19 protein-coding genes and 1 riboswitch are annotated in these 22,629 nt (G+C 73.5%); of the genes, 6 read left to right on the top strand and 13 right to left on the bottom strand.

Going from position 1 to position 22,629, the window contains the following annotated elements:
• Positions 1-63: 63 nt before the first annotated feature.
• The 3 genes from ectB to ACFWRV_RS24110 form a co-directional block, all read right to left on the bottom strand.
• Positions 64-1,326, bottom strand: a complete 1,263-nt coding sequence (gene ectB, locus ACFWRV_RS24100; protein WP_384337802.1) for a diaminobutyrate--2-oxoglutarate transaminase — start codon at positions 1,324-1,326, stop codon at positions 64-66.
• A gap of 184 nt (positions 1,327-1,510) precedes the next feature.
• Positions 1,511-2,041 (bottom strand): diaminobutyrate acetyltransferase, encoded by a 531-nt coding sequence (ectA, locus tag ACFWRV_RS24105; RefSeq protein WP_384337804.1) that lies wholly within the window; start codon positions 2,039-2,041, stop codon positions 1,511-1,513.
• A gap of 310 nt (positions 2,042-2,351) precedes the next feature.
• Positions 2,352-3,458 (bottom strand): pyridoxal-phosphate-dependent aminotransferase family protein, encoded by a 1,107-nt coding sequence (locus ACFWRV_RS24110; protein WP_384337806.1) that lies wholly within the window; start codon positions 3,456-3,458, stop codon positions 2,352-2,354.
• Positions 3,459-3,604: 146 nt separating this feature from the next.
• Here ACFWRV_RS24110 and ACFWRV_RS24115 point away from each other — a divergent pair, with 146 nt between their 5' ends.
• Together ACFWRV_RS24115 and ACFWRV_RS24120 are read left to right on the top strand one after the other, a co-directional pair.
• Positions 3,605-4,681: an amidohydrolase family protein gene (locus ACFWRV_RS24115; protein ID WP_384337841.1), complete on the top strand. Its 1,077-nt coding sequence runs from the start codon at positions 3,605-3,607 to the stop codon at positions 4,679-4,681.
• A gap of 303 nt (positions 4,682-4,984) precedes the next feature.
• A complete protein-coding gene (locus ACFWRV_RS24120; RefSeq protein WP_384337808.1) occupies positions 4,985-5,986 on the top strand; it encodes an SCO1860 family LAETG-anchored protein in 1,002 nt (333 codons plus the stop codon).
• A 56-nt stretch (positions 5,987-6,042) separates the two neighbouring features.
• Here the strand turns inward: ACFWRV_RS24120 and cobC are convergent, their stop codons facing one another.
• Positions 6,043-7,644 (bottom strand): Rv2231c family pyridoxal phosphate-dependent protein CobC, encoded by a 1,602-nt coding sequence (gene cobC / locus ACFWRV_RS24125; protein ID WP_384337809.1) that lies wholly within the window; start codon positions 7,642-7,644, stop codon positions 6,043-6,045.
• 178 nt (positions 7,645-7,822) lie between these two features.
• On the opposite strand from cobC, the gene ACFWRV_RS24130 reads away from it, so the two are divergent.
• Positions 7,823-8,554, top strand: a complete 732-nt coding sequence (locus ACFWRV_RS24130; RefSeq protein ID WP_384337811.1) for a ZIP family metal transporter — start codon at positions 7,823-7,825, stop codon at positions 8,552-8,554.
• A gap of 47 nt (positions 8,555-8,601) precedes the next feature.
• Here the strand turns inward: ACFWRV_RS24130 and ACFWRV_RS24135 are convergent, their stop codons facing one another.
• The 7 genes from ACFWRV_RS24135 to ACFWRV_RS24165 all read right to left on the bottom strand — a co-directional run bounded on the left by ACFWRV_RS24135 (position 8,602) and on the right by ACFWRV_RS24165 (position 17,361).
• Positions 8,602-9,969, bottom strand: coding sequence for a cobyrinate a,c-diamide synthase (locus ACFWRV_RS24135; RefSeq protein WP_384337813.1), 1,368 nt, complete (start codon positions 9,967-9,969; stop codon positions 8,602-8,604).
• Positions 9,963-10,562: a cob(I)yrinic acid a,c-diamide adenosyltransferase gene (cobO, locus tag ACFWRV_RS24140; protein ID WP_384337814.1), complete on the bottom strand. Its 600-nt coding sequence runs from the start codon at positions 10,560-10,562 to the stop codon at positions 9,963-9,965. The genes ACFWRV_RS24135 and cobO overlap by 7 nt, the downstream gene beginning before the upstream one ends.
• Positions 10,562-12,613, bottom strand: a complete 2,052-nt coding sequence (locus ACFWRV_RS24145) for a putative cobaltochelatase (RefSeq protein ID WP_384337815.1) — start codon at positions 12,611-12,613, stop codon at positions 10,562-10,564. The genes cobO and ACFWRV_RS24145 overlap by 1 nt, the downstream gene beginning before the upstream one ends.
• A complete protein-coding gene (locus tag ACFWRV_RS24150; protein ID WP_384337816.1) occupies positions 12,610-14,409 on the bottom strand; it encodes a cobyric acid synthase in 1,800 nt (599 codons plus the stop codon). The genes ACFWRV_RS24145 and ACFWRV_RS24150 overlap by 4 nt, the downstream gene beginning before the upstream one ends.
• A 43-nt stretch (positions 14,410-14,452) precedes the next feature.
• Positions 14,453-15,433 (bottom strand): cobalamin biosynthesis protein, encoded by a 981-nt coding sequence (locus ACFWRV_RS24155; protein ID WP_384337817.1) that lies wholly within the window; start codon positions 15,431-15,433, stop codon positions 14,453-14,455.
• Between the two features lie 137 nt (positions 15,434-15,570).
• Positions 15,571-15,703, bottom strand: a riboswitch (cobalamin riboswitch).
• Positions 15,704-15,852: 149 nt separating this feature from the next.
• Complete coding sequence (locus ACFWRV_RS24160) at positions 15,853-16,083, bottom strand: hypothetical protein (protein ID WP_242740653.1); 231 nt, start codon at positions 16,081-16,083, stop codon at positions 15,853-15,855.
• Between the two features lie 12 nt (positions 16,084-16,095).
• A complete protein-coding gene (locus ACFWRV_RS24165; protein WP_384337818.1) occupies positions 16,096-17,361 on the bottom strand; it encodes an anion permease in 1,266 nt (421 codons plus the stop codon).
• 275 nt (positions 17,362-17,636) lie between these two features.
• Here ACFWRV_RS24165 and ACFWRV_RS24170 point away from each other — a divergent pair, with 275 nt between their 5' ends.
• The 3 genes from ACFWRV_RS24170 to ACFWRV_RS24180 all read left to right on the top strand — a co-directional run bounded on the left by ACFWRV_RS24170 (position 17,637) and on the right by ACFWRV_RS24180 (position 21,063).
• Positions 17,637-18,296 (top strand): class II aldolase/adducin family protein, encoded by a 660-nt coding sequence (locus ACFWRV_RS24170; protein WP_384337819.1) that lies wholly within the window; start codon positions 17,637-17,639, stop codon positions 18,294-18,296.
• 111 nt (positions 18,297-18,407) lie between these two features.
• The gene (locus ACFWRV_RS24175; RefSeq protein ID WP_384337820.1) at positions 18,408-19,535 is read left to right on the top strand and encodes an alpha/beta hydrolase; all 1,128 of its coding nucleotides are present in this window, start codon (positions 18,408-18,410) and stop codon (positions 19,533-19,535) included.
• A 184-nt stretch (positions 19,536-19,719) separates the two neighbouring features.
• The gene (locus tag ACFWRV_RS24180; protein WP_384337842.1) at positions 19,720-21,063 is read left to right on the top strand and encodes a hypothetical protein; all 1,344 of its coding nucleotides are present in this window, start codon (positions 19,720-19,722) and stop codon (positions 21,061-21,063) included.
• Positions 21,064-21,151: 88 nt separating this feature from the next.
• Here the strand turns inward: ACFWRV_RS24180 and ACFWRV_RS24185 are convergent, their stop codons facing one another.
• Positions 21,152-21,565 carry a VOC family protein gene (locus tag ACFWRV_RS24185; protein ID WP_384337821.1) on the bottom strand — a complete coding sequence of 138 codons (414 nt, stop codon included), beginning with the start codon at positions 21,563-21,565 and terminating at the stop codon, positions 21,152-21,154.
• A gap of 93 nt (positions 21,566-21,658) precedes the next feature.
• Positions 21,659-22,549, bottom strand: coding sequence for a neutral zinc metallopeptidase (locus ACFWRV_RS24190; RefSeq protein ID WP_384337822.1), 891 nt, complete (start codon positions 22,547-22,549; stop codon positions 21,659-21,661).
• Between the last annotated feature and the right edge of the window lie 80 nt (positions 22,550-22,629).

Below are 22,629 nucleotides of genomic sequence, written 5' to 3' on the forward strand. Positions count from 1 at the left end.
GCGCAGGCCCCGGGCCTCGCGGCCCGGGACCTCTTCTTCTCCGCCTGCCCCGGCAGTGCCGGGTCAGGCCGTTTCGCGGACGCAGCGGGCCAGCGTGCGCAGGCCCTCGTCCAGTTCCTCGGGGGTGATGGTCAGCGGCGGCAGCAGCTTGACGACCTCGCTCTGCGGGCCGGAGGTCTCCAGCAGGAGCCCCAGCTCGAAGGCGCGGGCGCAGACCGCCGAGGCGCGCGCCGGGTCCTCGAACTCCATGCCCCACACCAGGCCCCGGCCGCGGAACTGCGCGGTCGGCTCCTCGGCGCAGATGGCCAGCAGGGTCTGCTCGACCTGCTCGCCCCGGGCCAGGGTCTGCTTCTCCATCTGGCCGTCCGCCCAGTACGCCTGCAGCACGGCGGCGGCCGTGACGAAGGCCGGGTTGTTGCCGCGGAAGGTGCCGTTGTGCTCGCCCGGCTCCCAGATGTCCAGCTCCGGCTTGAACAGGCACAGCGACATCGGCAGCCCGTAACCGCTGATGGACTTCGACAGCGTGACGATGTCCGGGGTGATCCCGGCCTCCTCGAAGGAGAAGAAGCCGCCGGTGCGGCCGCAGCCCATCTGGATGTCGTCGACGATCAGCAGCATGTCCTGGCGGTGGCACAGGTCCTGCAGCGCCCGCAGCCACTCGGCGCGGGCGACGTTGATGCCGCCCTCGCCCTGGACCGTCTCCACGATCACCGCGGCGGGCTTGTTGAGACCGGAGCCCTGGTCCTCGAGAAGCCGCTCGAACCACAGGAAGTCGGGGACCTGGCCGTCGAAGTAGTTGTCGAACGGCATCGGGGTGCCGTGCACCAGCGGAATCCCCGCCCCGGCGCGCTTGAACGCGTTGCCGGTGACGGCGAGCGAGCCCAGCGACATGCCGTGGAAGGCGTTGGTGAACGAGACGACGGACTCGCGGCCCTTGACCTTGCGGGCCAGCTTCAGCGCCGACTCGACGGCGTTGGTGCCGGTCGGGCCGGGGAACATCACCTTGTACGGCAGGTCGCGCGGCCGCAGGATCACGTTCTGGAACGTCTCCAGGAACGCGCGCTTGGCGGTGGTCGCCATGTCCAGGCCGTGGGTGATGCCGTCGCGCTCGATGTAGTCGATCAGCGCTCGTTTCAGGACCGGGTTGTTGTGGCCGTAGTTGAGCGAGCCGGCCCCGGCGAAGAAGTCCAGGTAGGAGTGGCCGTCCTCGTCGGTCAGCCGGGCGCCCTGCGCGCGGTCGAACACGGCGGGCCAGCCGCGGCAGTAGCTCCGGACCTCCGACTCCAGGGTCTCGAAGACGCTCAGTGCGGGCGGGGTGATGGTCACAGCGGATCTCCTGCGTGAGGGGGTGTGACGGGCGGTGGTCTGGTGCTCCCCGCCGCACGGATGCGGCCGGGACCGCGCCGGGTGGTCGGCCGGCGCGAAAAGTCGTGGGGACCGGGCGCACAGGTCGGGTGCGCCGGTCATCGGACGTACGGGTCGGGTACGCCGGGGTCGTGCCCGGGCGGGCTCAGGTGGCGAACGGACCGATCCGGTAGAGCACCTCGGGCAGGTGCGTGTCTTCGGGGAACAGCTCCCCGTCGAAGAGCACCTCGTGCTCCAGGGCGACGTCGTGACGCTGGGCGTAGGACGTGAACAGCCGGTCGGAGGCGGTGTTGTCCGGGGTGATCGTCGTCTCCACGGACGACAGGCCCTGGTCGGCGGCGACCCGGGCGGTCAGCGCGTCCAGCAGAGTGGCGGCCAGCCCCTTGCCGCGGTGGGCCTGGTCGACGGCCACCTGCCAGACGACGAGGGTCTGGGGGCGGTCGGGCCTGATGTAGCCCGTCACGAAGGCGATGGGCTCGCCGGTCTCGCCCCGGGCGACGGCGGAGGTCGCGGCGAAGTCACGGCACCACAGCAGGTAGCTGTACGAGGAGTTCAGGTCCAGGACCTGGGAGTCGCGGGCAATGCGCCAGATCGCGGCTCCGTCCTCCACTCGCGGCGCATCGATACTGAGGAATTCGCTTCGGGCACGGGCAAAATCTGCTGGTGCTGCGGTCATGCGAATTGAATTTACCCAGCAAATTTCGAAATTGCATCGACGCAAAGGGTTGGGTGGAGGGCGATCATGTGTTATCAGGCGTGCGCGAACTCCCCCCTGATTCGGGTGGAATTTCACCTGCTTTGTCCTGAATTTATCGGGCATAATGCTGCCCGTGTGGAGTCGGTCACAAGGTCGTAACTCTCCCGGCACGTGTCCGAATCATGAAGCTCGATCCGCGCGAAAACTGCCGCGTTTAGGTCACGGAAAAGCGGGCAGAAGAATGCGGGGAGCTGCTTTCGAAAAAGCAGCTCCCCGCATTATCGATAACTTAACGGATCGGCCAGGTTTCCGAAACAGCCCGGCGGGCAGCCTCGATATCGACCCGCCGGCCCGCATCGGCCAGCGCCGCCCCCAGAGCCGCGAGCGAGGACAGCACCGCGCCCCGCGTCGCCTCCGCCCCGTAATGGTTGACCCGGATCATCTCCTTGGACAGCGCCCCGCCGCCCGCGACGAGCGGCAGCGCGGGGTCCGCCGCCCGTGCCGCCGCGACCAGCGCGGCCGCGTCCGTCCCCGCCGGGGTGCGCAGCGTCGTCGCCACCGGGGCCGCGTCCCGCGCCTCGTGGACGTACGGTTCCAGCCCGCCGCCCAGGGCCACCGCTCCGGCCCGGGTCGCCGCGGCGGCCGAGGCGTGGCGGGCCATCACCGTCTCCAGGCCCTCGTCCTCGATCCGCGCCGCACACGCCTCCAGGCCCAGCATCTCCAGCTGCGCCGGGGCGTGCGGCAGGGCCGTGCGGCCGCCGTCGATCCAGCGCTCCTTCCAGTCCAGCAGGGAGAGGTACGAGCGGCGCGGGGCGGCCGGGTTGGCGGCGATCCGCTCCCAGGCCCGCGCGCTCACCGACACCGCCGACACCCCGGCGGGTCCGCCCATGGCCTTCTGCGCGCCGATCACGCACAGGTCGACGCCCCAGGCGTCCGGCAGCAGCGGCTCGGCGCCCACCGAGGCGACCGCGTCCAGCATGAAGAGCGCGCCGTGCGCCCGGACCACCTCGCCGATCTCGGCGACCGGGTTGGTGTTGCCGGTCGCCGCCTCCGCGTGCACCAGCGAGACGAAGTCGATCTCCGGGTGCTCGGCGAGCGCCTCGGCGACCTGGTCGGCGGTGACCGCCGTGTGGAAGGGCACCGCGAGGTCGACGACCTGCGCGCCGCAGTCCCGCAGCCAGTTGCCGAAGGTCTGCCCGTACGGTCCCGTGACCACGTTCAGCGCGGTCGAGCCGGGCCGCGCGCCGCTGCGGATGCAGCCCTCCAGCGGCAGCAGCGCCTCGCCCTGGGTGATGACGACGTCCTGCTCCGTGGCGAGGAGCCGGGCCACGCGCCGCTCGATCGCCGCGAAGTGGTCGGCGGTGAGCGGGGGGAGGTCGAGGAAGGGGTGCGTCACGGTGGGGCTCTCTTCGGGTTCGTCCGTCGGTCGAAAGGCACTGGAAGCCTACCGATGGCCCACCGGCGGCCTCGTACAGTGCCGCGTATGAGTGATCGCGTGAATGATCGGGGAGTGGCCAGGTGAGCGACCGGGAGGAGCGGCGGGTGCTGCGGGTGAAGGGCCGGGTGCTCATCGGCCCGGACGAGGTGCGGGACGAACTGTGGGCCGTGGGCGGGCGGATCACCTTCGAGCGGCCGCCCGGTGCGGACGACGCGGTGACGGTCAGGGGCTGGGCGCTGCCCGGACTGGTCGACGCGCACTGCCATGTGGGCCTGGACCGGCACGGCCCGGTCGACAGGGCGACCGCCGAGAAGCAGGCCCTCACCGACCGGGAGGCCGGGACGCTGCTGATCCGGGACGCCGGATCGCCCTCCGACACCCGCTGGACCGACGACCGCGAGGACCTGCCGAAGATCATCAGGGCCGGCCGCCACATCGCCAGGACCCGCCGCTACATCCGTAACTACGCGCACGAGATCGAGCCCGGCGACCTCGTCGCGTACGTCGCCCAGGAGGCCCGGCGCGGGGACGGCTGGGTCAAGCTGGTGGGGGACTGGATCGACCGCGACGCCGGGGACCTGACCGCCTGCTGGCCGCGCGGCGAGGTCGAGGCGGCCATCGCCGAGGCGCACCGCCTGGGCGCCCGGGTCACGGCGCACTGCTTCGCGGAGGAGTCGTTGCGCGACCTGGTGGAGGCGGGCATCGACTGCATCGAGCACGCCACGGGCCTCACCGAGGACACCATCCCGCTCTTCGCGGAGCGCGGGGTCGCGATCGTCCCGACGCTGGTCAACATCGCCACCTTCCCCGACCTCGCGGCGGGCGGCGAGGCCAGGTTCCCCCGCTGGTCGGCCCACATGCGGCAGCTGTACGAACGGCGCTACGACACCGTGCGCGCCGCGTACGACGCGGGAATCCCGGTCTACGTCGGCACCGACGCGGGCGGCTCCCTGGCGCACGGCCTGGTCGCGGGCGAGGTCGCCGAGCTGGTCAAGGCGGGCATCCCGCCCCTGGAGGCCCTCTCCGCCACCGCGTGGGGAGCCAGGCGCTGGCTGGGACGGCCCGCGCTGGAGGAGGGCGCTCCCGCGGACCTGGTCGTGTACGACGAGGACCCGCGCGCGGACGTCCGGGTGCTGGCGGCCCCGCGCCACATCGTGCTGAACGGGCGCGTCGTCGGCTGATGGTGCGATGCGTTGACAGCCAGTGACGTATACGGTCGCCGGCTCGTTGGTGTAGCTCAGCCCCGGCGCGCACCGCGGCTCATGCCGCGTGAAACGGGTGACGGGGAGGGGCAGGAGGGAACGCACGTGCCGAAAGATTCGAATATGCGCGCGGAAACCCCCCTTTGGGGTGAACTCACGTCAGGTATCCGCCAGTTCACCCTCAGTGCGTAAAGATTCACGGAGTCGAGGCCGCCGGCGCAGGCGATGTCCCCCATTGGACTGCGCCGGTGGCTCCATGTCTCTTGTGGGGGTTCCACCATCTTGAACAGCAACACCTTCCGTCTCGCCGCCGTGGCGGTCGCCGCCGCCCCCGTCGCTCTGCTTGCCGCCGTCCCCGCGCACGCAGCCCCGGCGACGCCCACCACCGGCGAGGGCAGGGCGAGCGCGGTCGTGCTCCGTACCGGGCTCGACGTCTCACTCCTCAACAAGTCCGTCAAGGTGCCCCTCAAGGTCACGCTCAACGAGGTGCAGGCCCCGGCCAGCGCCGAGAAGACCGCGCTGACCGTGAACCTGGACGGGGTGCAGGGCCGCCCGGTCGACGTCCTGCGCGCCGACGTGGCCACCGCGAACGCCACCGTGGACGAGCACAGGGCCGAGGGGTACACCAACCTGGCGAAGGCCCGGATCCACGTTCCCGGACTCGCGGCGCTCTCACTCATCGAGGTCGAGAAGGTCACCTCCAAGGCGGTCTGCGAAGCGGGCAAGCAGCCCGTCGCCGAGTCGAACGTGCTCGGCCACGTCGCGGTGCTCGGCAAGAAGGTGACGCTCAGCGCGGGCGGCCCGACCCAGGTGTCGGTGCCGGGCGTCGGCGAGGTCACCCTCGACCTGTCCAAGACGGTCACCACCGAGCGCACGGCGGCCGCGACGGCGCTCCAGCTCAAGGTGTCGGTCAACCCGCTGAAGCTCAACGTCGCCGAGGTCAACGGCGAGGTCACCCTCGCCGAGGCGACCTGCGAGACCCCGAAGGGGCCGAAGACCCCGGAGGAGCCGGGCTCCACGGACGGCGGCACGACGGGCGGCGACTCCGGTGGTTCCACCGACGGAGGCTCCACCGGCGGCGACCAGGGCGACGGCGGCAAGGGCGGCGGCGACGTGAAGACCCAGACCGGCTCCGACACCGGCACCGCCCCCACCGAGGCCAACCTCGCCGAGACCGGCGGCAGCTCCACCACCCCGTTCATCGCGGGCGGAGCGGCCCTGCTCCTCGCCGTCGGCGCGGGCGCCACGGTGCTGGCCCGCAGGCGCGGCAGCGGTCAGAGCTGATACGCGTGACAGGGGGGCGGCGCTCGCACGACGGACACCGCCCCCCTGTGCGGGGCTCAGCGCCCCGATCTCGCGGGCAGCGCCTGCACGGCCTGGTCCAGGGCCTGGAGGAAACGATTGGTCGTGGCCCGGTCGCGGACCGCGAGCCGCAGCCACTGCGGCCCGAGCCCCGGGAACGTATCGCCGCGCCGGGCCGCGAACCCCAGCAGCCGCAGCCGCTCCCGGACCTCCGCCGCCCGCTCCAGACGCACCAGGACGAACGGCCCCCGGGCCGCCTCCACCACCTCCACCTCGCTGAACTCGGCCAGCCCGGCGAGGAGATGGGCCCGGTCCACCGTGATCCGGTCCGCCGCCTCCGCCGCCTCCACCAGCGCCCGCGGCTCCATGCACGCCTCCGCCGCCGCCAGCGCCGGGGACGACACCGGCCACAGCGGCTGCGCCTCGGCGAGCAGCGCCACGGTCTCCGGCTCGGCCAGGACGTAACCGATCCGCAGCCCGGCGAGCCCCCAGGTCTTGGTGAGGCTGCGCAGCACGACGAGCCCCGGGACGTCCGTCCGGTCGCACAGCGCCTCGCGCTCGCCCGGCACGACGTCCATGAACGCCTCGTCGACCACCAGCGTCCGCCCGGGTCTGGCCAGCTTCTCCAGCAGGGCCGCCGGATGCAGCACCGACGTCGGGTTCGTCGGATTCCCGATCACCACGAGGTCCGCCTCCTCGGGCACCGCCGCCGGATCGAGCCGGAAACCGTCCCCGGCGCGCAGCAGCACCCGCCCCACCCCGTGCCCGGCCGCCCGCAGCGCCGCCTCCGGTTCCGTGAACTGCGGGTGCACCACGACCGGACAGCGGGCCGGAAGGGCGCGGGCGATCAGGACGAACGCCTCGGCCGCGCCCGCCGTCAGCAGCACCCGCTCCACCGGCAGCCCGTGCCGGCCGGCGACCGCGGCGCGGGCGGAGGACCCGTCGGGATAGGCCGCCAGCGAGGTGAGCGACGCGGCTATCCGCTCGCGCAGCCACTCGGGGGGAGTGTGGGTACGGACGTTCACGGCGAGATCGGTCAGATTCTCGCCGCGCACCTCCGCGTCGCCGTGGTGGCGCAGGTCGGGCCCGGCGCTCTCGATGTTCCGCGTGGGGGGAGTCATGGCAGCCATGGTGAACGGGCGGGAGCCCGCCGTCACCGGTGAGGTGGAAGTTTTCCTCCCGGAAACATCGAAAGTCCCGTCGGCGGCCCGCAGCCGGCGGGCCACCGCACAGGTCGCCGTCCCCGCGCCCGCCGACTTCCCGCCCGGGGCGCGGGTCTTCGGCACCACCAGCTCGTCCGCCTCGATCAGCGCCGCCGCCTCCGCGACCGACCCGGTCCCCACCGCCGCGTCCACCGCCCCCGACGGGTGCGGCACCCGGACCGCGGCCAGCGCCCCGGCCGGATGGGTACGCACCGGCACCCCGAGCCGGGCCGCCGCCTCCACGATCCCCGGCTCGTCCCCCTTGGCGTCGACCGTCGCCACCTCCACCACGTCCGCCGCGCTCAGACCCGCCCGGTCCAACACCGCCTCGATCAGGGCGAACACCACATCGCCACGGGCGCCCCGGCGTGCGCCGACCCCCACCACCAGACTGCGGGCGCCGGACTCCGGTCCGGGTCCGACGGATGCTCCGGTCATCGGCGGAGTCCTGCCTTTCAGGTCATACGTCTCGGTGGTACGTCGGTGGTACGGGGGAGCGGGCGCGGACGTTCCGTATACGGAGCACGGACCCGGACGGCCGCGGGGGCACGCCGGACGCCGCCGGTAAGGACACCCTGAGATGCGGAGGGAGGGCCCGATCGGCTAGCAAGGCCCCATGGCGGTGTTCGTCGCGCTCGGCGCGTTCCTGATGACCCTGGCCGGCGGCTGGGTCGCCCAACGCGTCACCGACCGCCGTCATCTGGTGCTCGGCCTCGCGGGCGGGCTGATGCTCGGCGTGGTCGGGCTGGACCTCCTGCCGGAGGCGATCGAGGCGGCGGGCGAGCCGGTGTTCGGGGTGCCGGCCGCCCTGCTGCTCTTCGTGGGCGGCTTCCTGGTGGCGCATCTGGTCGAGCGGCTGCTGTCCGCACGCCAGGTGGCACACGGGGCGGCGGGCCACCAGGGCGACCGCGTCCCGCAGGTGGGGCTGACGGCGGCCGCCGCGATGGTCGGCCACAGCCTTATGGACGGCATCGCGCTCGGCGCCGCCTTTCAGGTCAGCGGCTCCATGGGCGTGGCCGTCGCGCTGGCGGTGATCAGTCATGACTTCGCCGACGGATTCAACACGTACACCCTCACCAGTCTTTACGGGAACGCCCGCCGCAAGGCGCTCCTGATGCTGTTCGCGGCCGCCGTGGCGCCGGTCGTGGGCGCGGCGACGACGCTGCTGTTCACCCTTCCGGAGGAACTGCTCGGCGGCTATCTCGGCTTCTTCGGCGGAGCGCTGCTCTACCTGGCCGCTGCGGAGATCCTTCCCGAGGCGCACCACACCCATCCCGCCCGCTCCACCCTTCTCTGCACCATCGGGGGCGTGGGCTTCATCTGGCTGGTCGTCGGCATCGCGGAGTGAGCCGCGCGTACGCCCCGGACGTCCCGGTGCGCCGGACGCGCCGCCGCTCACCGCGCCGGAAGCACCCGGCAGTGCTCCACGAACCGCCGGGCCACACCCGGCGACGCGGCCCAGTGGGTGTGCAGATAGCTCGCGTGCACGCCCCGCTGGACGTACCCCTCGACCCGCCGCTCCGGCTGGTGCATGCCCCAGGCCGGTGTGGTCCCCGCCCCCGGCTCCAGCACCGTGCGGTGGAACTCATGACCGCGCATCCGGGTCCCCGCCACCGCCAGCGGACTGTCCGAGACCGCCACCGCCTGCCGGTAGCCGAGCGTGAGCCGCTCCGACATCCGGGCCTCGGCGTCCAGCACCCCGCACATCGGCTTCCCGTCCAGCTCCCGCGCCAGATACAGCAGCCCCGCGCACTCGGCGGCCACCGGGGCCCCGCTCCGGGCCAGCTCGGTCACCGCCCGCCGCAACGGCTCGTTGGCCGACAGCTCGGGGGCGTACACCTCCGGGAACCCGCCGCCGATCACGAGGCCCGCCGTCCCCACCGGCAGCTTCTCGTCCCGCAGCGGGTCGACGACCACGACCTCCGCACCGGCCGCCGTCAGCAGCTCGGCGTGCTCCGCGTACGCGAAGGTGAAGGCCGCCCCGCCGGCCACGGCGACGACGGGCCGGGGCCCCTGACCGGAGGCAGCCGGGGCGTACGCCGGTGCCCACGGCTCGTCCGGCAGCGCGGGCGCCGTCCGCGCCAGCGCCATCAGCGCGTCCAGGTCGCACCCGGCGCGCACCCGCTCGCCCATGGCGCGTACGGCGTCCACCGCGTCGTCCTGCCGCTCGGCCACCGGGACCAGACCCAGGTGCCGGGAGGGCGTCGCGACCTGCGGGGCCCGCCGGATCACCCCGAGCACCGGCAGCCCGGACTCGTCCAGCGCGTCCCGCAGCAGCGCCTCGTGCCGGTCGGAGGCCACCTTGTTCAGGATCACCCCGCCGATCCGCACCTCCGGGTCCCAGGAGGCGAACCCGTGCACCAGGGCCGCCACCGACCGCGACTGCGAGGAGGCGTCCACGACCAGCACCACCGGGGCCCTGAGCAGCTTGGCCACCTGCGCGGTCGACGCCAGCTCACCCTGCCCCGAGGCACCGTCGTACAGCCCCATCACGCCCTCGACCACGGCGAGGTCGCACCCCGCCGAGCCGTGCGCGAACAGCGGGGCGATGAGATCCGTCCCGCACATGTACGCGTCGAGGTTCCGGCCGGGGCGGCCCGTCGCCAGGGAGTGGTAGCCCGGATCGATGTAGTCCGGGCCGACCTTGTGCGGTGAGACGGCGAGCCCGCGCGCGGCGAAGGCGGCCATCAGACCGGTGGCGACGGTGGTCTTGCCGCTGTTGGAGGCAGGAGCGGCGATGACCAGACGGGGCACACTCACCACTCGATGCCCCTCTGGCCCTTCTGCCCCGCGTCCATCGGGTGCTTGACCTTCGCCATGTCGGTCACCAGGTCGGCGGCCTCGATCAGCGCGTCCGGCGCGTTGCGGCCAGTGATCACCACGTGCTGGGTGCCGGGCCGGTTCCGCATCACCTCGACGACCTCGTCGGTGTCGATCCAGCCCCAGTGCAGCGGATAGGCGAACTCGTCCAGCACGTAGAGCTTGTACGTCTCGGCCGCCAGGTCGCGCTTGACCTGCTCCCAGCCCTCGCGGGCCTTCTCCTCGTTGTCGAGCTGGCCGTCGCGCTGGACCCAGGACCAGCCCTCGCCCATCTTGTGCCAGTCGACCGTGCCGCCCTCGCCGCTCGCGCCCAGCACCTTCAGCGCGTTCTCCTCGCCGACCTTCCACTTCGCCGACTTCACGAACTGGAACACCCCGATCGGCCAGCCCTGGTTCCAGGCCCGCAGCGCGAGCCCGAAGGCCGCCGTCGACTTGCCCTTGCCTATGCCCGTGTGCACGAACAGGAGCGGTCGGTTGCGCCGCTGACGGGTGGTGAGCCCGTCGTCCGGCACCGATATCGGCTGTCCCTGCGGCATTAAGCGGCCCTCCCGGCTGCGGTGACGTCCTTGACGAGCCCGGCGATCGAGTCGGCCCGCAGCTCGTCCAGCGTGACGGCGGTGCCTCCCAACTCCCGGGCGAGCTCCCCGGCGAGACCGAGGCGTACGTACCCGGACTCGCAGTCCACGACGACCGAGGCCGTCCCCTCCGAGCGGTGCAGCCGCCCGGCCCGCCCCGCGAGCGCCACCGGCTCCGGACCGCCGGTCGCCCGCCCGTCCGTCACCACGACCAGCAGCGGGCGCCGCGACGGATCGCGCAGCCGCTCCACCCGCAGCACGTCATGGGCCTTCAGCAGCCCCGCGGCCAGCGGGGTACGGCCCCCGGTCGGCAGCGACTCCAGGCGGGAGGCGGCCGCGTCCACGGACGAGGTCGGCGGCAGCGCCACCTCGGCCTCCTTGCCCCGGAAGGTGACCAGACCGACCTTGTCCCGCCGCTGGTAGGCGTCCAGCAACAGCGACAGCACGGCCCCCTTGACCGCGCTCATCCGCTGCCGGGCCGCCATCGACCCGGAGGCGTCCACGACGAACAGCACGAGGTTGCCCTCACGCCCCTCCCGGGTCGCCTGCCGCAGATCGTCCCGGCGCACCACGAGCCCGCGCCCGGAGCGCCCGCGCGCGTGCTGGTGCGGGGCGGCGGCCTGCACGGTCGCGGCCAGGTGCAGCTTGGTCAGCGCCCCCTGCGGCCGACGCGCGCCGGTCGTACGCCCGTGCTCGGTACGCGCCCGGGAGCGCCGTCCGGCCGCCCCCTCGCCCAGCCCCGGCACGCTGAGCATCTTCGCCCGGAACGGCTCGGCGGACGCCACCGGCTGCTGCTCGGCTCCGGAGGACCGGCCGGGCGCGTCGGGCTTGCCCTCGGGGGCCTGGGACGGCGTGTCGTCCGAGCCGCCCTCGCCCTGCGGCGGCGTACGGTCCTCCCCGTCGGCCTGCGGCGGCACCCCACCGCCACCGCCCCCGTCGCCTCCGCCGTCCGGGCCGGGGTCGGGGTCGTCGTCGCCCGGGTCGCTGTCCTGCTCCTGATCCCCGGCGGCCTCGTCCAGCGTCCGGTCGAGCTTGTCCTCGTCGAGACCCGGCGCGTCGAACGGGTTGCGTCGCCGCCGGTGGGGGAGGGCCAGCAGAGCCGCCTGCCGTACGTCGTCGGAGGTGACCTCCTCGCGCCCCGCCCAGGCGGCGAGCGCGGTGGCGGTGCGGGCCATCACGATGTCGGCCCGCATCCCGTCGACCTCGAACGCGGCGCAGGTGGCGGCGATCTGCCGCAGCACGCCGTCACCGAGCACGACGCGGGGGAGCAGGGCACGCGCGGTGGCGATCCGCTCCCGCAGCGCCGACTCCTCCGCGGCCCAGCGCGCGGCGAACCCCTCGGGATCGTCGTCGTACGCGAGCCGGCGCCGCACGACCTCGACCCGCTCGTCGGTGTCCCGGGACGCGGCCACCTCCACGGTCAGCCCGAACCGGTCCAGCAACTGCGGCCGCAGCTCGCCCTCTTCCGGGTTCATCGTCCCGACCAGCAGGAACCGCGCCGCATGCCGTACGGAGACGCCTTCGCGCTCGACGTACGAAGCGCCCATGGCCGCCGCGTCCAGCAGCAGGTCCACCAGGTGGTCGTGGAGCAGGTTGACCTCGTCGACGTACAGGATCCCGCGATGCGCGTCGGCCAGCAGCCCCGGTTCGAACGCCTTCACGCCCTCCGAGAGCGCCCGCTCGATGTCCAGCGCCCCCACGAGCCGGTCCTCGGACGCGCCGACGGGCAGCTCGACGGTCCGCGCCGCACGCGACACACCGGCGGTCTCCGCGTGCGGCCCGTCGGGACACGCCGGATCGGGGGAGACGGGATCACAGGAGAACCGGCACCCCGGCACGACGGAGACCTCGGGCATGAGGGCGGCGAGGGCCCGCACGGCGGTGGACTTGGCGGTCCCCTTCTCGCCCCGCACGAGCACTCCGCCGACGGCCGGACTGACGGCGTTGAGCAACAGCCCGAGCCGCAGGTCGTCCTGCCCGACGATCGCGGTGAAGGGATACGGCGTACTCACTTGGCCTCCTGGTCGACATGCTGTCCAGCTTGTTGCCCGAGCCCGGCGGCCCCGGCAACTTCCAGCCCCTCGCCTCTCGGCGCAGCGGCCCCGGCAACTTCAAGCCCCTCGCCTCTTGGCGCAGCGGCCCCGGCAACTTCAAGCCCCTCGCCTCTTGACGCAGCGGCCCCGGCAACTTCAAGCCCCTCCGGCGATTGAGGAGCGGGGTCCGGGGCAGCGCCCCGGCTCTCCGGAGCACCCGCACCCGCACCCGCACCCGCACCCGCACCCGCACCCGCACTCGGCAGGGCCGGCGCCCCCGGCGGCACGAACGGCAACCCCCCAGGCGCACCCCCCTCGATCAACCGCCACAACGCATCCGTGTCCGCGTGCTCCTCCACCAGATCCCCGAGCCGATCCAGCTGCTCCTCCCGCAGCACCCCGAAACTCGTGTCCGGCGCCGGCACGAACCGCCGCCCGGCGGCCCGGGCCACTTCCTCCAGGAACCGCCGCCGGAACGCGTCGCTCTCCAGCGACCCGTGCCAGTGCGTCCCCCACACCGCCCCCACCCGGCACCCGTCGAGGAACGGTTCCCCGCCCCGCACATCGGCCACCCCGTGGTGGATCTCGTACCCCTCCACCGGCTCGCCGAGCGCCGAACCCACCGGCCGCGCCAGCGTCTTGTCCCGGTCGAACCGCACCCGTACGGGCAGCAGCCCCAGCCCGTCCACGACCCCCGCCCGCGACTCGACCTCGTCCTCGATGCGCTCACCGAGCACCTGGAACCCGCCGCAAATCCCCAGCACCGGCCGGCCCTCCGCCGCCCGCCGCACCAGCGCGTCCGCGAGTCCCCGCTCGCGCAGCCAGGCGAGGGCCTTCACCGTGCCGCGCGTGCCGGGCACGATCACCAGGTCGGCGTCGGCCAGCTCCTCCGCCCGGTCCACGAACCGCACGACGACGCCCGGTTCGGCGGCCAGGGCGTCCACGTCCGTGAAGTTCGACATCAACGGCACCGCGCAGACCGCGACCCGCAACACGTCTTCCCCCTGAGGCGGCGCGACGACCGACTCCCGTACGGCACCCCGCAGAGACACCCGCAGGCCGTCCTCCTCGTCGATGCCGAGCCCGTGGGCGTACGGCAGCACCCCGTAGGTCCGACGCCCGGTCAGGCCGTACAGCATGTCCAGGCCCGGCTCCAGCAACGAGACGTCTCCCCGGAACTTGTTCACCAGGTAGCCCGCGACCAGCGACTGGTCCTCCGCGCTCAGCAGCGCCGTCGTGCCGAAGAACGAGGCGAACACCCCGCCCCGGTCGATGTCCCCGACCACCAGCACGGGGAACCGCGCGGCCCGCGCGATCCCCATGTTCACGATGTCGGTCCGCCGGAGGTTGATCTCGGCGGGGGACCCCGCCCCCTCGCAGATCACCGCGTCGTACGTCGACCGCAGCTCCGCCAGACAGTCCGTGACCGTCCCGAGCAGGGCCTCCTGACGGCCCCCGTGGTACCCCCGGGCGCTCATCTCGCCGACCGGCTTCCCCATCAGGACCACCTGGCTGGAGCGGTCGCTGCCGGGCTTCAGCAGCACCGGGTTCATCAGAGCCGTCGGCTCCACCCGGGCGGCCTGCGCCTGCATCGCCTGGGCGCGCCCGATCTCCGCGCCCTCACGGGTCACGAAGGAGTTGAGGGACATGTTCTGCGCCTTGAAGGGCGCGACCTTCACGCCCCGGCGCACCAGCCAGCGGCAGATGCCCGCCGTGACGACGCTCTTGCCCGCGTCCGAGGTCGTTCCCGCGACCAGCAGCCCGCCGCCACTCATGCCCGTCCCCGTTCCCGTACCGCACTCCACCGTGTCGTACCGCTCATGCCCGCCCCCGCTTCCGCGCCGCGACCGATCGCCGCGCGACCAGGCGTCCCGCCGCCAACCGCCCCGCCACGCACACGCCCAGCGCCAGCGCATTCACCCGGCGCGAAAGCAGCACCGCGCGCTCGATGTCCGCGCCTCGCACCTCCCGCCCGGCCGCCCCGTTCAGCACCGGCCGGTGCTCGACGCGCCCCGCGTACGCCAGCGTCCCGCCGAGCCGTACGCCGAGCGCCCCCGCGAACGCGGCCTCCACCGGCCCCGCGTTCGGGCTCGGGTGACGGTGTGCGTCGGCCTTCCAGGCGCGTACGGCTTCCCGGGGCCGCCCGCCGCCCACCACGGCCAGCGCGGCCGTCAACCGGGCGCCGGGCCACCCCACCACGTCGTCCAGGCGCGCCGAGGCCCAGCCGTAGCGGCGGTAGCGGGGCGACCTGTGGCCGACCATCGCGTCGAGCGTGTTCACCGCCCGGAACCCGACGAGCCCCGGAACCCCGCCGATCGCCCCCCACACCAGCGCGCCGACGACTGCGTCCGAGGTGTTCTCGGCGACCGACTCGACGACCGCGCGGGCCATCCCCGGCCCGTCCAGGGAGTGCGGATCGCGCCCGCACAGATGCGGTAGCCGCTCCCGGGCCACCTCCAGGTCCCCGGCGGCCAGCGCGCCTCCGATGGCGCGGGCCTCCCGGCCCAGCGACGTACCGCCGACGACGGACCACGCGGTGGCGGCGGTCAGCGCGACGGCGAGCGCCGGGCGTCCCCGCACGGCGCGGGCGGTCAGCGCGGCGGCTCCCACGGCGCCTCCGGCGCAGACGAGGGTGTGCAGCGCGCCCCGGCCGCGGTCGTCACGCCACAGCACGGACTCGACCCGCGCGGCGGCGCGGCCGAACGCGGCGACGGGGTGGCCCCTGCGGGGGTCGCCGAGCAGCGCGTCGGCGATCAGCCCGGTGGTGGCGCCGTACGCGAAGACACGGTCCGCACGCACGGCTCAGCCCGTCGCGGAAAGAGGCGTTCCGGCACGAAGGGGGGCGGGAATCGGCGCAGGAGACGGCGCACGGCGGCCGGGCATGGTGTAGGTCCTCACTCAGGGTCCGCGCCCTGGTTCGACGTGACCGGCGACGAGAGTCTCCTGGCTCCCGGATCCGCAGTTCCCCCGGCCTTCCAGCCCGCGTGCCGCGAGCCGTGACGTCCGGTGTGGGGGAGTGCTCCCCGGTGACAGTGGCGGGACCGCGCCGGATTCGCACCGGCTTCCTCTGCTGTCGCCGTAAATGGCTCCGGCAGTCCACCACGCCCCGAGAACAGTCGTCAACTCGCTGTTGACCTGCGGGGCTCCACTGTGGGCGGACGCACATCGGGCCGGACACACGAGGGTGTGTCCGGCCCGAAGGAGTGCGCTGTGCGGGGTCAGGCGACGATCAGGTAGATCCCGTACGAGACCGCCGCCACGCACAGCCCGAAGCAGGCGTACGCGCCGGTGCGCGCCAGCGCGACCGATCCGCCGGAGGCGCTGCTTCCGGCCGTCGCGGACTGCTTGGAGAGGGCGACGATGCCCAGGGTGAAGAGGCCGACCAGCGCGACGGTGACCACGAGACTGACACCGAAGACGGAGGCGAGAGCTGCCCAGTCGATTTTCATGCGGATGTGTCCTTACACCTTGGCCGGCGGCCGGGCCGGGTCGTCGGGCGCCGAGGCCGGGGCCGGGATGGTGGTCATGAGCTCGGCGGCCGGGCCGCCGATGGGCGGCGGCTGGACCGCGGCGATGGCGGTGGTGACGACGCCCTGGCGCTCGTCGTCACCGCCGTCCGTGTCGTTGACGTTGGTGTGGTCGACCGGCTGCCGGCGCGAGGCCAGCCAGATCGCGAAGGAGCCGCCCACGAGCAGGATCGCGGTGACGGTGATGCCCCACGTGCCCTGCTTGGTCAGGAACTCGGCGCCCGCGCCGACCAGACCCGCGGCCGGCAGCGTCAGACCCCAGGCGATGAACATCCGGGTGGCGGTGGACCAGCGGACCACGCCTCCCTTGCGGCCGAGACCCGCGCCCATCACGGCCCCGGAGCAGGACTGCGTGGTGGAGAGCGAGAAGCCGAGGTGCGAGGAGGCCAGGATGACGGTCGCCGCACTCGTCTGGGCGGCGAAGCCCTGCGGCGGCTGAAGGTCGGTCAGGCCCTTGCCCATGGTGCGGATGATGCGCCAGCCACCGAGGTACGTACCGAGCGCGATGGCGACACCGGCGGAGACGATGACCCACATCGGCGGGTTGGAGCCGGGGGCGAGGACGCCGCCGGTGACCAGGGCCAGCGTGATGATGCCCATCGTCTTCTGGGCGTCGTTGGTGCCGTGGGCGAGCGAGACGAGACCGGCGGAGGCGATCTGTCCGGCCCGGTAGCCCTTGGCCGTCGACTTCAGCTGGTTCGGGTCGGTGACCTTCCGGTTGATCCGGTACGTCAGCCGCGTGGCCAGCATCGCGGCGAGGCCGGCCACCAGCGGGGCGGCGATCGCCGGGAGCAGCACCTTGGTGACCACGGTGCCGCCGTTGATCGACGACCAGCCGGCCGACATCACCGCGGCGCCGATCAGACCGCCGAACAGGGCGTGGGAGGAGCTGGAGGGCAGGCCGACCAGCCAGGTCAGGAGATTCCACAGGATGGCGCCGACGAGCGCCGCGAAGATGACCTCGGTTCTGAGGCCGTCCTCGTTGACAATCCCGCCGGAGATCGTCTTGGCGACCTCCACCGACAGGAACGCGCCGATCAGGTTGAGAACGGCGGACATCGCCACCGCTGTCTTGGGCTTCAGTGCGCCGGTCGAGATGGTGGTCGCCATCGCGTTGGCGGTGTCGTGGAAACCGTTCGTGAAATCGAACACGAGAGCTGTTACGACCACAATCGCAAGCAGCAGCGTGATGTGTTCCATTTACCCAGGCAATCGTTCGACGTCAGTGGCACGTGGACCGTAGGCAACCTGAGTGAACGGAAGATGAACTGAGCAGGGCGTTGCGGTGACCCCAAACGGAGTGGGCCGCCTCCGCTTGTGTGCGGGGGAGGCTGCGCGTGCCTGTGGGGCGGGATGTGGGCGGCCTTTGCCGCCCGTTGGCGAACCTTGCGACCGGCTGTTCGGCACCCGGAAGAGATCCCCGTCACTCCCTTCGTGACGTTCCGGTTGCGCGCCCTCCCCCCTACGCTCGCCCCATGAGCGAGCAGCAGCCGGAATCCGTCGGCCAGGCCTGGCGGGCCGTCGTGGACACAGCCCGTCGGAGCGCGGCGGACGGCCTGGTCGTCGGCACCTCCGGCAACGTCTCCGCCCGCGTCGGCGACCTCGTCCTGGTGACGCCCAGCGGGGTTCCCTACGACCGGCTCGGCCCCGAGGACGCGGTCGGCGTGGACCTGGAAGGGCGCCAGGTCCTCGGGGACCTCGGGCCGACCAGCGAACTCCCCCTGCACCTGGCGGTCTACCGCTCCACCGACGCCGCCGCCGTGGTCCACACCCACGCCGTGCACGCCACCGCCGTCTCCACCCTCGTCACCGAGGTGCCGCTCGTGCACTACGCGGCGGCCATCCTCGGCGGCCCCGTCCGGACCGCCGCCTACGCCCGCTACGGCACCCCGGAGCTGGCCGACGCCATGCTCGAAGCCCTCCGGGGCCGCACCGGCTGCCTGCTCGCCAACCACGGCACCGTCACCTACGGCGACACGCTCGACCAGGCCTACGACCGCACCGCCCAACTGGAGTGGCTCTGCCACCTCTGGCTCACCGCCAGCTCCGTGCCCGGCCGCACCCCGGCCCTGCTCGACACGGCCCAGCTGGCCGAGGTGACCGAAGCGCTCAAGGGGTACGGCCAGCCCGGCTGACCCGAGTCCGGGGCCCCGCGCCCCTGCCCGCCGGGCCGCCGGAGACACGGGAGCTGCCCCGGACGGCCCCGCCCACTGGCACCCCGCCTCCCGCCCCAGGACACTGAAGCGGTGCGCCCGGTAACCGCGACGGCAACGGCCGTCACCACGATCCTCGGCGTCGGTGCGGCAGCGGTCGCGGCCGGCCGGTACGCCAGTGACGTCGCCCTCAGGGCGACGCCCGGACGTCCCCTCCCCGCCGACCGCAGACTCACCGTGCACGACACGGCGGCCGGGCAGGTCACCCTGACCCGTTCCTTCTCGGCGCTGAGGCCCGGCACCTGGGGCCTCGCCGGACCAGGGGTCCACGCGGTCGTCGGGCCGGTCGTCGAAGGGGCCTCCCAGGGCGCCGACACCGTCGTCCGGAGACTGGAGAGCGTCGGCGCCGGGATCCTCGAACCGGGCGCGAAAGTGCGTCTCACCCCCGCCCTGTACGGCGGTGACCCCGGCAGCGACCTCGGCCTGGATCACCAGGAGGTCGAGATCCCCGGCGAGCTCGGGACCCTGCCCGCCTGGTACGTCCCCGGCGGGCGCGAGACCTGGGTCATCACGGTGCACGGCCTCGGCGCCACCCGGTCCCACCCCATGAACCTGATGGGCTTCCTGAACGCCCAGCACTTCCCGGTGCTCGACCTCGCCTACCGGGGCGACCCCGGAGCCCCTCGCCCCGCCGACGGCCTCGGCCACTTCGGCGTCTCCGAGTGGCGCGACCTCGACGCCGCCATCCGCTACGCCCTGCGCTACGGCGCCCGCAACGTGATCGTCCACGGCTGGTCCACCGGTGCCACCATGGCCCTGTACGCCGCGGTCGAGTCCCCGCTCCGCGACCGGATCAGCGGCATCGTCCTCGACTCCCCGGTGCTGGACTGGCCGGTCACCCTGCGCGCCCTGGCCGCCGCCCGCGGAGTCCCGGCGGCCCTGCTGCCGCTCGCCGTCCGCGCCGCCCAGGGCCGGACCGGCATGAGCCCCGCTCCCGTGCTGGAGACCTCCGTACCGGCCTCCCTGCACACCCCGACCCTGATCCTGCACGGCCCCGACGACACGATCGCCCCCTGGCTCTCCTCCCGCGAGTTCGCCGCCCGCCGCCCGGATCTGGTCAGCCTCCACGCCGTGGCCGAGGCTCCGCATGCGTCGATGTGGAACGCCGACCCGGCCCGCTACGAAGAGACCCTGCGACGCTTCCTCACGCCCCTGATGTGAGCCGATGGGGTGAACTCTCCCCCTTGCCGTCGCACCGGAGGAACCTTTCACGTACCGGTGAAACGCCTTCCGTTTGGGCTTTCGGGCCGTCAGGAGCAAGACTGCTCCCGTGACGTCCCGTACCCCGCGCGACTCCAGGCTGCGACTTGTCCGCCCGCGACCCCTTGCCACCGCCCGCAAGGCCGTGACCACCCGGCGCACCAGGCCGGCCCCCAGGCCCCCCGAGGGCACCCCGCCCCGTGCGGAACTGGCCCGCCAGGCCAGGGCGGTGCTCGCCGACGCCGTGCGCATCGCCCACTGGGCGGCCGGCACCCCGGGGCCGGGCAACGCCGCCCCGCTCGCGGCCCATGCCCTCGAACGGGCGGCCACCGCCCTGGAGCTCTCCCCGGCGCAGGTGCGCGCCGGGTGGGACCGGGCCCGGCTGGCCGGACTCATCGAGCTGCACGGCGACACCGCCCGCCCCGGCTGGCGGCTGCGCGCCTGGGACCGGGACGACTCCGCCGTCCTGCGCGGCTGGGTGGCGCTCTTCGACGCCTGGTCGCTCGTGCACGCCGCACCCGCCGACATCGAGGCCGGCGCGGTGGCCGAAGCCGTCGAGGCCGTGCCCCAGGTGCTCTCGCTCCTGCAGCTCTCCGCGGGGCCCGTCACCGTCCCCGCCCTGCTGGACCTCCTCGGCCAGCGCGTCGCCGAACTCCAGGAGGAGCGCTGCGAAGTGCCCCTGGGACCCGGCAGATCCGCGCCCGCCGCCCCGGCCGAGGCGGTCGCCGCCCAGGCCGGGACCACCGCCGGGCCGGCCCGGAGCGCCGACCTCAACGCCCTCCTGCTCGACTGGGCGCTGGAGGGCCTCGTCGCCGTCGGGGCACTGACGCTGGGCAAGGGGCACGCCACCCTCACCCCGCTCGGCAACTGGGCGGTCTGGGTCAAGCTGGAACAGATCTGCGTCGCCGCCCAGAGCCCGGCCGGGAACATCGAACAGTCCGCCGCCGACATGCTCCTCGGCTGCGCCCGGCTCACCCCCGGTCCGGCGCGCGACGAATACCGCGCCTGGCTCGCCGCCCGCACCGTCGGCAGCGCCGTCGCCGAACTGCTCGCCGTCGCCCGGGGCGAGGACGCGCTGCTGCGCGGACTGGCCTTCGAGGCGCTGCGGGTCGTCGGCGCCCCCGCCGAACCCGAGGTCCGCGCCGTGCTCGCCGAACCCTCGCTGCGGCCCTACGCGCTGCTCTGGCTCGCCGAGTACGAGGGCAACGACCCGGACGACGCCCAGGACGTCCTCAGCCGCGAGGAGGCCACCTGGCTCTGGGTCGACACGGCCGCCGCCGTCGCCGACCACGGCGAGACCGGCCTGCTGGTGCGCCACCTCGACTCCGCCGTCCAGGGCACCGTCCCGGCCCTCCTCGACGAGGTCAGGGCCGTCGGCCACCCCCGCACCGTCCAGGTCCTGGTCGCCCTGGCCGCGGCCCACCCGGACCCGGCTCTGGCCAAAGCGGTCCGCCGGGCCGCCTTCCAGGTGCACACCGGCGGAGCCTGAGAGCCGCACGCCCCCGGGGGCCGCGCGCTGCGCACGCCCCGGCCAGACCGGGCACCGCGCACAGCCTCCTGCGGACGGGGTCCTCCGCTCAGCCGGCGGACCCCGGGGCATACGTCCCGAAGCTCCACACATTGCCCTCGGCGTCCCGCGCCATGTAGTCCCGGGAGCCGTAGTCCTGGTCGGTCGGCTCCATCAGGATCTCCACGCCGAACTCCTTGGCCCGGGCACAGTGCGCGTCCACCTCGTCCACCACCACGTACACCCCCGCCGGGCCCGCGCCGGCCATCGCCCGGGCGAACAGGCCCTCGCGCCCCTTCGAGCCGAGCATCACCCTGCCGTTGCCCAGGGACAGCTCGGCATGCAGCACACTGCCGTTCTCGCCCTCGTAGACCGCCTCCCGGGTGAAGCCGAGGCCCCGCGTCAGCGTCTCGATCGCCGCCTTCGCGTCGTCGTAGAGGATCGTCGGGTAGATCGTCGGAACCCCGCTCGCCGCGTCGGCCATGACACTCACCTCTCCTGCCGTCCGTACCGTCCGATGTGATCTGCGTCTCAGTCTTCCACCGGCCACTGACAACGGCAGGCCGTCCGTCCCGGCTCAGGCGAAGGTGTCGCACCGGGCCATGTCGCCCGTGCGGAACCCGGTGGAGAACCACTGCTGCCGCTGCGCCGCCGAACCGTGCGTCCACGACTCCGGGGTGACCCGCCCCTGGTACCGCTCCTGGATCCGGTCGTCGCCGACGGCCGCCGCCGCGTCCAGGCCGTCCCGGACGTCCGCCCGGGTCAGCTCCGTGATCAGCGGCCGGCCGGTCGACTCGTCCGGCGTCGTCGTGGCGTGGTGCGCCCAGACCCCGGCGTAGCAGTCGGCCTGCAGCTCCACCCTCACCGCGTTGCTGTTCGCGCCCTGCCGCCCGTCCTGCGACCGGCCCAGCGTGCCCATCAGGTTCTGCACATGGTGGCCGTACTCGTGCGCCACCACGTACGCCTGGGCGAACGGTCCGCCGCTGGAGCCGAACTTCGTCCGCAGGTCGTCGAAGAACCCGAGGTCCAGATAGACCTTGCGGTCGCCGGGGCAGTAGAACGGCCCGACCGCCGAGGTGGCGGCCCCGCACGCGGTGCCCACCTGCCCGCTGAACAAGACCGTCCGGGCGCCCGTGTACGAGGCGTCCCGCCGCTCGAACTCCTGACGCCAGAAGTCCTGCACGCTGTTGACCACTGCCACCGTCCGGCAGTCCTCCCGGCTGTTCGCGTCCTGCCCCTTCAGGCAGCTCTCCTGCACCTGACCGGCCGACGACGAGGTCGCCGCCGGGTCCGCGCCGTCGGAGGTGAGGCCGAGCTGATCGGGCCCGACGCCGAAGAGCAGGCCCAGGATCAGAGCGATCACCCCGGCGATGCCACCGCCCACGGTGGCCCTCCCGCCCGGGATCCGGCTGCCGCGCACGTCCTGGACCTCGGACGTGTCCAGATCGGCGTCGTCGTCGAACTGCACGGGCGCACCACCCTCGGGCTCGGGCGGGCGACGGGGTGCCGCCCTGCGCCGAGTATCGGACGGTTCGTCCCACCGGGCAC

This window comes from Streptomyces sp. NPDC058576 (assembly GCF_042718715.1).
Lineage (GTDB): Bacteria > Actinomycetota > Actinomycetes > Streptomycetales > Streptomycetaceae > Streptomyces.

Bases quoted from the DNA above. Each gene is read 5' to 3' on its own strand.
- ectA (WP_384337804.1), bottom strand. From the start codon at position 2,041: ATGACCGCAGCACCAGCAGATTTTGCCCGTGCCCGAAGCGAATTCCTC.
- cobC (WP_384337809.1), bottom strand. From the start codon at position 7,644: ATGACCGGAGCATCCGTCGGACCCGGACCGGAGTCCGGCGCCCGCAGT.
- ACFWRV_RS24130 (WP_384337811.1), top strand. From the start codon at position 7,823: ATGGCGGTGTTCGTCGCGCTCGGCGCGTTCCTGATGACCCTGGCCGGC.
- cobO (WP_384337814.1), bottom strand. From the start codon at position 10,562: ATGCCGCAGGGACAGCCGATATCGGTGCCGGACGACGGGCTCACCACC.
- ACFWRV_RS24150 (WP_384337816.1), bottom strand. From the start codon at position 14,409: ATGAGTGGCGGCGGGCTGCTGGTCGCGGGAACGACCTCGGACGCGGGC.
- ACFWRV_RS24160 (WP_242740653.1), bottom strand. From the start codon at position 16,083: ATGAAAATCGACTGGGCAGCTCTCGCCTCCGTCTTCGGTGTCAGTCTC.
- ACFWRV_RS24165 (WP_384337818.1), bottom strand. From the start codon at position 17,361: ATGGAACACATCACGCTGCTGCTTGCGATTGTGGTCGTAACAGCTCTC.
- ACFWRV_RS24170 (WP_384337819.1), top strand. From the start codon at position 17,637: ATGAGCGAGCAGCAGCCGGAATCCGTCGGCCAGGCCTGGCGGGCCGTC.
- ACFWRV_RS24185 (WP_384337821.1), bottom strand. From the start codon at position 21,565: ATGGCCGACGCGGCGAGCGGGGTTCCGACGATCTACCCGACGATCCTC.